Source organism: Ignavibacteriales bacterium, from assembly GCA_016709765.1.
Taxonomy (GTDB): Bacteria; Bacteroidota; Ignavibacteria; order Ignavibacteriales; family Ignavibacteriaceae; genus IGN3.
Genome location: JADJMD010000004.1, coordinates 1 through 13,051, shown reverse-complemented (window position 1 = coordinate 13,051; position 13,051 = coordinate 1). Strand labels below are relative to the sequence as shown.

The 13,051-nt window shown below is 35.3% G+C and carries 9 protein-coding genes and 3 pseudogenes; 9 read left to right on the top strand and 3 right to left on the bottom strand.

Translation table 11 applies throughout. From position 1 onward, the window contains the following. The first annotated feature begins 67 nt into the window (after positions 1 to 67). Both IPJ23_00525 and IPJ23_00520 read left to right on the top strand, forming a co-directional pair. Complete coding sequence (locus IPJ23_00525) at positions 68 to 769, top strand: DUF4386 domain-containing protein (protein ID MBK7629229.1); 702 nt, start codon at positions 68 to 70, stop codon at positions 767 to 769. A gap of 60 nt (positions 770 to 829) precedes the next feature. Then, the gene (locus IPJ23_00520) at positions 830 to 2,041 is read left to right on the top strand and encodes an alpha/beta hydrolase (protein MBK7629228.1); all 1,212 of its coding nucleotides are present in this window, start codon (positions 830 to 832) and stop codon (positions 2,039 to 2,041) included. A 216-nt stretch (positions 2,042 to 2,257) separates the two neighbouring features. Here the strand turns inward: IPJ23_00520 and IPJ23_00515 are convergent. Next, positions 2,258 to 4,208: pseudogene (locus tag IPJ23_00515) on the bottom strand (S9 family peptidase). Between the two features lie 135 nt (positions 4,209 to 4,343). Next, positions 4,344 to 4,622: a hypothetical protein gene (locus IPJ23_00510; protein MBK7629227.1), complete on the bottom strand. Its 279-nt coding sequence runs from the start codon at positions 4,620 to 4,622 to the stop codon at positions 4,344 to 4,346. Positions 4,623 to 4,938: 316 nt separating this feature from the next. Between IPJ23_00510 and nifJ the strand changes: the two are divergent. The 7 genes and pseudogenes from nifJ (at position 4,939) to IPJ23_00475 (ending at position 11,898) form a co-directional block, all read left to right on the top strand. Then, positions 4,939 to 8,525, top strand: a pseudogene (gene nifJ / locus IPJ23_00505) (pyruvate:ferredoxin (flavodoxin) oxidoreductase). 82 nt (positions 8,526 to 8,607) lie between these two features. After that, positions 8,608 to 9,598: pseudogene (locus tag IPJ23_00500) on the top strand (dihydroorotate dehydrogenase-like protein). 275 nt (positions 9,599 to 9,873) lie between these two features. Next, the gene (locus IPJ23_00495; protein MBK7629226.1) at positions 9,874 to 10,215 is read left to right on the top strand and encodes a hypothetical protein; all 342 of its coding nucleotides are present in this window, start codon (positions 9,874 to 9,876) and stop codon (positions 10,213 to 10,215) included. Between the two features lie 35 nt (positions 10,216 to 10,250). Beyond that, on the top strand, positions 10,251 to 10,529 hold the full coding sequence (locus IPJ23_00490) for a metallophosphoesterase (protein ID MBK7629225.1): 279 nt from the start codon (positions 10,251 to 10,253) through the stop codon (positions 10,527 to 10,529). A gap of 20 nt (positions 10,530 to 10,549) precedes the next feature. Further along, positions 10,550 to 10,969 carry a hypothetical protein gene (locus IPJ23_00485; protein ID MBK7629224.1) on the top strand — a complete coding sequence of 140 codons (420 nt, stop codon included), beginning with the start codon at positions 10,550 to 10,552 and terminating at the stop codon, positions 10,967 to 10,969. Between the two features lie 200 nt (positions 10,970 to 11,169). Beyond that, complete coding sequence (locus tag IPJ23_00480) at positions 11,170 to 11,475, top strand: hypothetical protein (protein MBK7629223.1); 306 nt, start codon at positions 11,170 to 11,172, stop codon at positions 11,473 to 11,475. A gap of 57 nt (positions 11,476 to 11,532) precedes the next feature. Continuing rightward, positions 11,533 to 11,898, top strand: a complete 366-nt coding sequence (locus IPJ23_00475) for a hypothetical protein (protein ID MBK7629222.1) — start codon at positions 11,533 to 11,535, stop codon at positions 11,896 to 11,898. Positions 11,899 to 12,544: 646 nt separating this feature from the next. On the opposite strand, the gene IPJ23_00470 is transcribed toward IPJ23_00475, so the two are convergent. Beyond that, complete coding sequence (locus tag IPJ23_00470; protein MBK7629221.1) at positions 12,545 to 12,838, bottom strand: hypothetical protein; 294 nt, start codon at positions 12,836 to 12,838, stop codon at positions 12,545 to 12,547. Positions 12,839 to 13,051 lie beyond the last annotated feature (213 nt).

The window sequence follows — 13,051 nt, the reverse complement described above, 5'->3', positions numbered from 1 at the left end:
TACAAACAATAGAATATACTAGGCGACTATTAATTTATTTCATGAAATTAGCAAAGGAGAAAGTACAATGACCACTTATGAACAAATTGCAACCTCCCCTAGAAAAATTGCTTTGACTGCTGGGATTTTCTATTTACTCACTTTTGTTTCAATCCCAACTTTATCACTTTATAGTTCGATACACGATCCTGACTACATTCTTAGTCCAGGACCCGATACAAATGTTTTCATCGGCGTAATTCTGGAACTAATAGTGGCATTAGCAGGAATTGCTACTGCTGTTGTGCTTTACCCGTTGCTCAAGAAGCAAAACGGAAGTGCTGCATTAGGCCTCGTCGGTTCAAGAATTTTGGAAGCCGGAACAATCTTCGCCGGTGCTGCGTTCCTCCTATCAGCAGTTACCTTAAGACAATCTGGAGTCGGTGCAGATGGTTTGGTTACTGGGCGTACTCTGGTTTACTTGTACGACCGAATATTTCTGGTTGGGCAAAGTTTTATACCAGCAGTGAATGATGCCTTATTGGGTTATCTGTTGTACAAATCGCGCTTAGTACCTGGCACTTTATCACTAATTGGGTTGGTAGGAGCGCCACTACTTATTACTGGCGATATAGCAGTGCTGTTCGGTTTCATAGGGCAACATGACCCTTTGACAGGACTTTTCGCAGTAGCTGTTGCACTATTCGAATTTGCACTGGGCATCTGGTTAGTTGTTAAAGGATTCGATAAAACATCCCCTTTAATATTGGCTGCTGAAACAAATCATTGAACGGTTTGAAAAAATGAGTTTTAAGATACTTTTATATCTTTATTACCAGGAAAAAATCCAATGAAAACATTTTTTTGTTTTTTTATGATATTACTATTTTCTTTCTATGCCAAAGCACAGGAAAACAACCCTTTTACAGTTGGATTTCAAACAAGCTCACCTTCGAAAATATTAGGTGAACAGCGCACAGTTTGGATTCATATTCCAAACAGCAATGAAGGAAATAAAAATACCGATAAAGAACGTTACCCGGTAATTTACTTATTAGACGGAGATGCAAATTTTAATACTATTGTAAGTATGACCGAATTCATGAGTAGCGCAGGTCTTTGTCCGCCAATGATTGTTGTCGGGATATTACATCCTGACCGAATGACAGATCTAACATTTGGTACAGACGAGGAGACTCCAGGTATCGTTGGCAGAGGTGAAAAATTCATGCTCTATTTGGAAAAGGAATTGATGCCATACATCGAATCAATTTACCCAACAGCTTCCTATAAAATATTCATTGGTCACTCTGTTGGCGGACTGACTGTTGTGAACACATTAATTCATCATCCATATTTATTCAACGCTTATGTTTCTCTTGATGGTGCTTTATGGTGGAACAATCAGCAAATTGTAACAGAGACAAAAAGTATTTTAGCAAATAAGAATTATAAAGGGAAAGCCTTATTTATAGCCCTGGCAAACCGAATGGAAAAAGGAATGGATACGCTTGCAGTTCAAAAAGATACTACCGAGGGTACAGAACTTATTCGCAGCAACCTGGAATTCATTAAAGATATTTTCAAAAACAAAACAAATCAATTGCGTTTCCAACATAAATATTATGAAAATGACGATCACAGTTCCGTCCGGTTGATCGGGGAGTATGATGCCCTTCGTTTTATATTTGATTATTATAAACTTAAAATTTATAACAGCCAATTAGACGATCCCAATTTTAAATTGGATTCTATATTAGTAACACATTATAATAACGTTTCAGAACAAATTGGCTATCTCATTAAACCAGATGAAAACCAGGTGAATAGTCTGGGATACTATATGTTGAACCAAAAACAATTTATTAAAGCGGAAGCATTGTTTAAACTAAATATTTCAAACTATCCCGAAACGGCTAATTGTTATGATGGATTGGGAGATTTGTATCTCGCAAAAGGTGATAAATTAAAAGCCATCGAGAGTTTCAAAAAAACGTTGACATTAAAGGCCATCCCCGAAACAGAACAAAAACTTGAAACATTATTGAAAGAAAAGGAATAAGGATCTCTATAAATTACAGTTAGAAAATCATTTTTGATTGGATGAATTTATCAAGTGGTATTTGTTTTCAAAAAATAACAACTTTAGAAAAAGTGAAAAAATGCTACGAATAAAGCAAGTGACATAACCGCTTAAAAAAATAAAAATGAGGTTTAAGATAGTTTTATAATTTCATTGAGCCGCTGTCACGGTCTCACCGTGACAGCTTAAATGTAACTACTTCAACAAATACTTTTCTAAGAACAACACTTCAGACCAAATATAAAAATCACGATTAGTTTTTTTCCTAAAACCGTGACCTTCATCTTTTGCAATTAAGTACCAGACCTCTCCGCTGTTTTTTCGAACAACATCAACAATCTGTTCTGCTTCTGTATAAGGTACGCGTGGATCGTTTAAACCCTGCACAACAAATAATGGTTTTGTAATTTTGTGTGCGTTTGTAGTTGGAGAAATCTTTTGTAAAAATTCATTCATCTTCGGATCACGTTCATCACCATACTCAACTCTTCGTAAATCTCTTCTGTAATCCTGGGTATTAGTTAGGAAAGTAACAAAGTTGCTAATGCCTACGATATCAACTGCACATTTTAATCTATCATTAAAATGTGTCATTGATGCAAGCACCATATAACCTCCGTAAGATCCGCCTGTTACTGCAACACGTTTTATATCAAGATCAGGCTGTGTTGCAATCCAATCTAAAAGTTTACCAATATCCTGTACTGATTCTTCACGTTTAAAACCATTATCAAGCTGCAGATAAGATTTTCCATATCCGCTTGAGCCGCGTACATTAGGCTCGATAACTGCGATAGACATTTCGTTAGCGTAGTATTGCACAATTGGATTAAAATATGGCTGTGCCTGCCCTTCCGGTCCGCCGTGAATATCAATCACAACAGGAAAAGGACCATCACCTTTTGGTTTTGTGATAAAAGCTGGAATCATTCTCGGTTTACCATCAACCTGATCAAAAGTTGGGAAGTGAATTAGTTCAGGAATAACAAAGTTAGAAGTGTTAAGTCCACCAACTTCACTGTAAGTCCAACGTTCAAGTGAGTTGTTAGAAAGATCCATAACATAAACATCGCCGGAAGATTGAGGAGTGTTTTAAAACCATAGCAAGTTTTTTTTCCATCCGGTTTAAAAGATAAACCGTAAACCTGTCCAACTGGAATCCCGGGAACAGCTTTATACTTCATAGTTTTTGTATCAAGTATAAAAAGTTTTGCCATTCCATCTTCATTGATTGTAAAAGCAAGTTTATCGCCTTGTTCAGAAAGTGTAAATGATTCAACATCCCAATTAATTTCTGAAGTAACAACAGTAAACTTTTTTGATTGTAAATCGTAATAACGAAGTCTTTGAAATTCAGTATTTTCATCTGAAGTAAAATAGATTCCTTTACTGTCTTTTGAGTATGCTGCCCCGCCGTAAGCAATTTTTCTGATGATGGATTAACTTGGGTAAGTTTTTTGGTTATCAGATCTAAAGTATAAAAATAGCTTTCGTTTGCAGAAACATATTTTCCAAGAATTAATGATTTATCATCAGGAGCCCAATCCACAGCGTACCAGGAACCGCCTTCGCTTGCAACCATTTCCGCGTTTTCGGGATTGTTAATGTCTGCAACATAAATATCCCAATCAGTTCCGTTGCGTTTTGTGGAGAAGTAGGAATACTTATCACCTTTGTTATTCCAGCTAACTCCGCCGTTACTAGATTTACCATCTGTTAACATTTTGAAGTTTCCGTTATCAACATCAAATGAAAATATTTGATAAAATTCAGCTCCGCCAACATCTTTTGTAAAAAGAAAAATATTTTTGTTTTTATCTGGGCAAAGAGTTGCACCGCTAACCGGCTCTGTAAAAAATGTAATTTGTTCACGCGAACCGCCAGGTATTTTTACTTTGTGGAATTGTGAAGTTTCAGCAAATCGAGTAGAAATTAAAATTCCTTCATCATTGTGTAGCCAATCCTGAAAGGAAGCAGAACGAGTGTTTTGATACTGGAAAATTCTATCCTTTAATTGCTGTGGAATTTCAGGAATGTTTTCCATCACAAGATTTCCAACTTCTTTTCTTTCCACCTGAGAAAAAGTTTGCGTAAATGAGAAGAGAAGAATTGAGAGAAGTAAGTAAAGAGTGAATTTAGTTTTCATAGTTCATCCTTTTTTTGTTTGACTGGAAAAATTGCATCTGGAATACAAATACACAAGAAATAAAGTATCAGCGGTCGTATTATTAAATAAAAAACCCGATTCATTTCTGAATCGGGTTTTATTATCTATTTACAATTACACACTGCGAATATTGTATCCGCTAGAAAATAATGAGCTAATTAAAGTCCACATTGCCGCTAAAATGATGACTGCTAAAACGATCATTATTAATGCAAAGATTAATGAAGCCTGCGCCCAGGTTTTTTTGCTTGGATGTGTTCCATCACCAAAAGCCCAAACAAAAAGCATTATAAATCCAACTAACGGTATTGCTTGAATAAGAAAAGTAATTAACCAATCGCCAATAGACATTGGTTTGTAGTTAGTATTAAAACCGGTATTCAAAGTATCCATCTTAGCTCCTGAAAAGTATGTTAAAAAAGTGAAAGTATTATGCTGGCAGTAAAATTATGTTTAATAAAACTTAATGACAATAAAGTGGTTATTATTCAATCCTATAATCTTTACAACTTACAATAGTTTACGTTACCAAAATATTATTCTTAAAAGTGGGAAAAGCACTTCAATTTATTTCTTCACATTTAAAATATTTGTTTGATTATTGCTCAAATTCTTTGTTTTTGGGCTTATTTGCTTGGTACTATTATTGGGTAAATATAGGCACTTGATATCCGAAAAAATTTCAAACTAATAACTAAACGGTATAATAATGGACAGAAAAAAAGTAACTATAGATGGCAATGAAGCAGCAGCGTATGTAGCGTATAATACAAACGAAGTAATTGCTATTTATCCCATCACACCTTCTTCAAATATGGGCGAGTGGTGCGATGCCTGGGCTGCAGTTAATAAAAAAAATATTTGGGGCATGATTCCTTCAGTAAGCGAACTTCAAAGTGAAGGTGGTGCTTCAGGTAGTGTGCACGGAGCATTACAAACCGGGGCACTTACAACAACATTTACTGCCTCACAAGGTTTGCTGTTAATGATTCCTAATATGTTTAAGATTGCTGGTGAATTAACTTCTACAGTTTTCCACGTATCTGCAAGATCAATTGCCGCAGCTGCTCTATCAATTTTTGGCGATCACTCAGATGTTATGGCAACACGCTCAACAGGTTTTGCACTATTATCATCAAACTCAGTTCAGGAAGTAATGGATTTTGCATTGATTTCACAAGCAGCAACTTTAGAAGCACGCATTCCTTTCATTCACTTTTTTGATGGATTCAGAACATCACACGAAGTAATGAAAATTGAAGAGCTGACTAAAGAAGATATGAAAGCGATGATGAGTGATGATTTGATTATCGCGCATCGTAAACGCGGATTGACCCCTGATAACCCTGTAATGAGAGGAACTGCACAAAATCCTGATGTTTACTTCCAAGGAAGAGAAACTGTAAATCCATTTTATAACGCGTGTCCTGCAATCGTACAAAACAAATGGATAAATTTTCAAAACTAACCGGAAGACAGTACAATTTATTCGATTACGTTGGCGCTCCTGATGCTGAAAGAATTATAATAATGATGGGCTCAGGTAGTGAGGCTGCTGAAGAAACTGTGAACTATTTAGTAAGCAAAGGCGAAAAAGTTGGATTGCTAAAAGTTAGATTATACAGACCATTCTCATTAGATTATTTTATAAAAGCATTACCTAAAACAACAAAAACTATTGCTGTTTTAGACAGAACAAAAGAACCAGGTTCCGGCGGCGAACCGCTTTATCTAGATGTTGTAAATGCGATTTCAGAAAAGTATATGGCAGGCGAACTGCAATTCGCTTTTCCTAAAATTGTTGGCGGCAGATACGGTTTATCTTCCAAAGAATTTACACCTGCAATGGTTAAATCAGTTTATGATAATTTGTCGAATGAAAAACCTAAGGCTCATTTTACAGTCGGAATTATTGAAGATGTTACACACAGCAGTTTAGAATTTGATGCAACATTTTCAGTTGAATCAGCTGAAACGTTCCGCGGCAAGTTTTATGGTCTTGGTGCTGATGGAACTGTTGGAGCTAATAAAAACTCAATTAAAATTATTGGTGAAGGAACAGATTATTTTGCACAAGGTTATTTTGTTTACGATTCTAAAAAATCAGGATCAACAACGGTTTCACACTTAAGATTTGGACCAAAAGAAATTAAATCAACTTATTTAATTAACCAACCTAGATTTATAGCATGCCATCAACAAGTTTTTCTGGAACAGATGGACATGTTAAAAGATGCTAGTGAAGGCGCTACTTTCTTACTTAACACAAAAATAGATAAAGAACACGTTTGGGATTCGTTACCTGAAAAAGTTCAGAAAAATCTTATAGACAAAAAAATGAAATTCTGGATTATTGACGCTTACAAAGTTGGTGAAGCAACCGGAATGGGTGCTAGAATTAATACAATTATGCAAACATGCTTTTTTGCAATCTCGGAAATCTTTCCGCAAGCAACAGCAATTAAAGATGATTAAAGATTCAATTAAAAAAACTTACGGCGCTAAAGGTGATAAGATTGTTCAGATGAACTTTAATGCAGTTGATCAAACAGTTGCAAATCTTTTGAAGTTTCTGTTCCTAAAAATCTTACAAGTAAACTTCAATTGCAGCCGCCTGTTTCAGGTAATGCTCCTGACTTCGTGAAAGAAGTTACAGCAAAAATTATTGCCGGCGAAGGTGATCTTCTACCTGTAAGTAAAATGCCTGTTGATGGAACTTTTCCGCTAACAACAACAAGATGGGAAAAACGAAACATAGCATTAGAAGTTCCAGTATGGGATATGGATACTTGTATTCAATGTAATAAGTGTGTTATCGTTTGTCCTCACGCTACAATACGGGCAAAGATTTTTGAAGAAAAAGATTTGAAAGGCGCACCTGCAACATTTAAATACACAAAATTCAAATCCAAAGACTATGGCGAAGATTTATATTACTCTTTACAAGTTGCGGTAGAAGATTGTACTGGATGTGAAATTTGCGTTGATGTTTGCCCCGCAAAGAATAAAAAGGAAACAAAGTTAAAGGCCATTAATATGGCTGAACAGCTTCCAATCCGTGAACAGGAAAGAGCAAACTGGGATTTCTTCTTCAACATTCCTGATCTTGATAGAAGAAGAGTTGCAGTTTCAAAAATAAAGGACTCACAATTCTTGCAGCCATTGTTTGAATTTTCTGGTGCTTGTTCAGGCTGCGGAGAAACACCTTATGTAAAATTAGTAAGTCAATTATTTGGTGATAGAACTATCATTGCAAATGCAACCGGCTGTTCTTCAATCTACGGCGGCAACTTGCCAACAACTCCTTGGGCAGCAAATAATGAAGGTCGCGGTCCGGCTTGGTCCAATTCACTCTTTGAAGATAACGCTGAGTTTGGCTTCGGATTTAGATTAGCAATTGATAATCACAATCATCAAGCAAAAGAATTACTAAAAGGATTTGCTTCAGAGATCGGCACAGATTTAATTGATGCGATAGTTAACGCAAAACAAAATGATGAATCAGATATTTATGATCAACGAGAAAGAGTTGGTGCTTTAAAGAAAAAATTGGAAGATATGTTAAAAGCTGGAGCTAATGGAAAGGCAAGTGAAATAAAGCATCTGCTAAGTCTTGCAGATTATCTTGTTAAAAAATCTGTTTGGATTATGGGCGGCGATGGCTGGGCTTATGATATAGGGTACGGCGGTTTGGACTATGTTCTTGCATCAGGAAAAAATGTCAACGTTTTAGTTCTTGATACAGAAGTTTATTCAAACACAGGTGGACAGTGTTCAAAATCTACTCCACGTGCTGCAGTTGCAAAATTTGCTGCTGCCGGTAAAACCTCTGCCAAAAAAGATCTTGGTTTGATGGCAATGACTTACGGAAATGTTTACGTTGCTAAAATTGCAATGGGCGCAAATGATCAGCATACATTACGAGCCATCCTAGAAGCAGAAGCTTATGATGGTCCTTCATTGATTATTGCATACAGCCATTGTATTGCACACGGTATAAATATGGGAACTGCAATGCAAAATCAAAAAGCGGCTGTGGATTCAGGACATTGGCCATTGTATCGTTACTCTCCTGATCTTGAAACAGAAGGTAAGAATCCATTTAAACTTGATTCAAAAGGGCTTAAGATTCCATTAAAAGATTATGCGTATATGGAAACACGTTATAAGATGTTAACAAAATCTCATCCAACAGAAGCAGCTATAATGATTAAAGAAGCTCAGGCAGATGTTGTGAGAAGATGGAAAGAATATGAGAGACTTGCAGCTTACGTTCCTGAGAAATCAGAACAATAATTAATTGAACTCATTCCGTCCTTTTACTAGGACGGAATGGAATTTTATGAATTTGAAATAAGTATTAGTTAAGGAAAATAAAATGGATATCACAACAAACTATTTGGGATTAAAATTAAAATCGCCAATCGTTCCTTCTGCAGGTCCGTTGTCAGAAAAAATATCTAACATCAGAGAGATGGAAGATGCTGGTGCAGGCGCAGTTGTTCTTTACTCTATTTTTGAAGAACAAATTGAACACGAACAACTAGAATTAGATTATCATACATCTGCTCATACAGAAAGTTTTGCAGAAGCTACATCATACTTGCCGGAGCCATTTGATTTTAAGCTTGGGCCGGATGAATATTTAAATCACATCCGCAAAGCAAAAGAAGCAGTTGATATTCCAATCATTGCAAGCTTAAATGGTAAATCTATCGGTGGTTGGACTGACTACGCAAAAAAGATGGAACAGGCCGGCGCAGATGCACTTGAGTTAAATATTTATCTTCTTCCAACAGATCTAAAAAAATCCGGAAGCGAAATAGAAAAAACTTATGTTGAAATTGTTAAAGCTGTTAAATCAAATGTTAAAATTCCTATTGCAGTAAAGATGCATCCATTCTTCAGCTCAACTAGTTACGATGGCTAATGAATTGAGCAACGCCGGTGCAGATGGATTGGTTATGTTCAATCGTTTCTATCAGCCGGATATTGATCTTGAAACTCTTGATGTTGTACCAAATGTAATACTAAGTACTCCAATGGCGATGCGATTACCATTGCGATGGATTGCAATGATGTACGGAAAAGTTAATGCTGATCTTGCTGCAACAAGTGGAATTTACACTGCAGAAGATGTACTTAAGATGGTTATGGCAGGAGCAAAAGTTACGCAAATGCTCTCATCCTTATTAAAGTTTGGAATTGGGCACATTGCAGATGTTACAACAAACTTAGTTGCCTGGATGGAAGAAAAAGAATACGAATCAATTGAACAAATGCGTGGTAGCATGAGCTATATGAATGTTGATGATCCTGCAAAATTTGAACGTGCAAATTATATGAAAGTGCTTCATTCATATAAATAAAAACTAAATTATTAAATACTCACATCCATTGCCGGCTGATGCCCAGAGGAGAGTCCTGATCTTTAATGAAGCAGAATGCGAATCAACCGGCAGTGGATTTTTTGTATTATTTTACTCTTAATGTCATTTCTCTACCAATCTTGTCTGCCTGCGTGTATCACTTCCTCAAAATGACTCTCAACACCTATTACAAAATGTCTTTTGTGATTCACACCAATATAAAATTGAACTTATCTTTATAACTTTTGTTTTAAATAAAAATCATTTAAGGACTTATGGCATTATTCTTCATTATCTTTTTAACTGTTTACACATCACTTAACTTTTATGTGTTTATTCGTGGCTGGCAGGTAATCTCTTCTTATCCTGTATTAAAACCTATTTATGCGATTTTATTCATTATAATTGCCTATGGATATGTAATAGCAAAAGTACTTTATAAGTATTTGTCACCTTTAGCATATGATGTTTTACTCGGAGTTGGTGCAATATGGTTTGCGTTTCTAGCTTATTTTATTCTTTCTCTTTTGTTGATCGATATTGTAAGACTTTTTAATGGATGGTTTCATTTTCTACCTTCAACCATTACAAATAATTATGAAACCGTAAAAGATTAACTGCAATAATTGTAATTGCTCTTGTTGGATTAATAGTGTTTCTCGGGAATTTAAATAAACGAAATATTGAGATTAGAAATATTGAGATTACGATTCCCAAAGGCGATAGCAAACTTGATGTGCTAAATATTGTAATGGCATCAGATATACATCTTTCTCCTATCGATGGTGAAAGATTATTAGTCGAAATTGTAAATAAAATGAATTCACTTAATCCGGATATTATTTTACTTGCAGGAGATATAGTTGATGATAAAGCAAGCGTATTAGATGAAAGAAATATTGGCAAATTGTTTAAAAAAATTAAGATCTAAATACGGCCTTTATTCAATAAATGGAAATCTATGAATTTATAAATGGAGTTGATTCATGTGTAAGATTTGCAGAGAAGTTTGGAATAAAATTCCTTCGTGATTCTTACGAATTGATAGACAGCAGTTTTTATTTAATAGGAAGAGAAGACAGTTCTATGCCCCAATTCACAGGCAAACAAAGAAAATCACTTGAAGAAATTGTAGAAAATATTCCTAATAATTATCCGAAAATATTATTAGACCATACACCATTTAAATTAGAACAAGCACAACAAAATAAAATAGACCTACAACTTTCCGGACACACACATTATGGACAAATCTGGCCAGCTAATCTTATCACAAAAATGATTTATGAAATAAGTTGGGGTTACAAGAAAAAAAGGCAACACACATTATTACGTTTCATCTGGTGCAGGCACTTGGGGCCTGCCGGTTAGAACTGGCAGCAGTTCAGAAATAGTAAATATCAAAGTGAAATTTGAGTAACTAATATTAAGTTTTTTCTCATAGCCATCTGTTAAAGATGGCTTTTTTGTTTAATCCACCCTAAAATAATTTCTTTCCCTTCGATAATACATTGTAAATGGTGTGCCTTTATCGGCACAAAAAATATAAATGGGATAAATCGGGTGGAAAGATGCAAAAGCTATATTGCTGTGTCTTAATTCTTTTTTTAGCTGCACAAAATATTTTTGCGCAGCAAATAGATAAGATTATAATATCCGGATACGGCGGTCAACACGATCTTGATGTTAAGACGTCGTTTCTTCTTGGTTACGAAAGTTACAACAACACTCCTTTTACCGGCGAGGTAATTCTTTATTCCAATACTCTTCAATCTAGTTATGACTATGCAGTTGCAAATGATTATGATTTAATCATTCGTTCAACTTCTGGCCTTTCTACAGGACTTAGGGCTTTGCACCAGACTATCCTTCTATAGAATTAGTAATGCCAGCAGGCAGTAACATTTACACTCAAGTTTTTTTTTGGTGACGTTTTGACATCTCCAGTGGTAATTACAGGTGCAGGGATAGACAGCAACATGACTGGCTACAGATTAGAGTTTTATTCAAAGGATCCAATTATCCTAAATAATTATTCAAGTTTTTCTAATGGGTATGTTGCCGGGCAACTTGCTTTTGTTGCGAACACACACTCAACTGTAGTTTTGATTCTGCAAGAGCACTTGCAAGAGCCAAAGGGTCTGAAAATGGAAACTGGGATATGTGTAATGGATTTGGCGAAGGTTAAGCCGGAAAATATCATTACTGATCCCCTTCCCGTTGAACTTACATCATTCTCTGCAAAAATTATTGGCAAAACAATTTTATTAAAATGGCAAACAGCAACCGGAAATAAATAATTTTGGGTTTGAGATCGAGCGAAAGATTCTGAACCAAGTTCAGAATGACAACACGGGTTGGGAAAAGATTGGATTTGTAAATGGAAATGGAAATTCTAATTCACCAAAAGATTATTCTTTATCGATAAAACCCTGACGGTGTTGCAGAGATAAAATATAGATTAAAACAAATTGATAACGATGGTCGGTTTGAGTATTCAGATATTATAAATGTATACTTTTTAACAAATGATTTTGAATTATATCAGAACTATCCTAATCCATTTAATCCAAGCACTACTATAAGCTGGCAATCTAAAATTGATGGAATGTTAGTATAAAGATTTTGATATTCTTGGTAACGAAATTGTTGAACTAATAAATGAATTCAAACCTGCCGGGAAAACATGAATTAAAATTTGAATCTTAAGTACGATTAGCATTGGTCTACCAAGCGGTATTTATATATACAAAATTGAAATAAAACTAATGAATTGTTGTACACGATGAACAGAAAAATGACACTAATTAAATAACGCTAAACTTTAGATACGAAAACACCTGACTTACCAATACAAGTCGGGTTTTCTTTTTAAATAATCGGTAAAATTAAAAACTACGGTAAATACCAAATTTAAATTGATCATAAGAAATTGGTGCTTCACCATTAAACGGCCAATTCATTTTTCTGTCTTAACTCATACATTCCGTAAGTCAATCCGTTCTTTAACAGGAAGTTTAAGATCGGTCCTGCTGAGGGTGAAGATTCAAAAACCTCATTAATAAATCCATCCAATAAACTTTGTCCCATACCTTCAATCATAGCACTGCCAGCCCACTTCCAGAATAAGTGCCGCTGAAGTAATGATTGATCTTTCATATCCTGCATCAAAATAAGGTTATCAAGAGCTTTTATTCTAATGCCGCCTTCGTTGCTTGTACCCAAATCTAAAAGATTCATGATACAGATTTAAGACATCATTATCCGGATCAGATTAAAGGAGCGAATATCAGGGAATTTTGAAATCAATGTTAGACTGGTTTAAAGTAGATAAGAATTGTATGGAATGATTGCACAGTTTACCAAGCTTATATCCGTACCCATTTGAGCTTGAAACCAAAACGCCACATACTTGATTCTATTTCAGTACCCAAAGCAGTTTTCCAGCAAGCT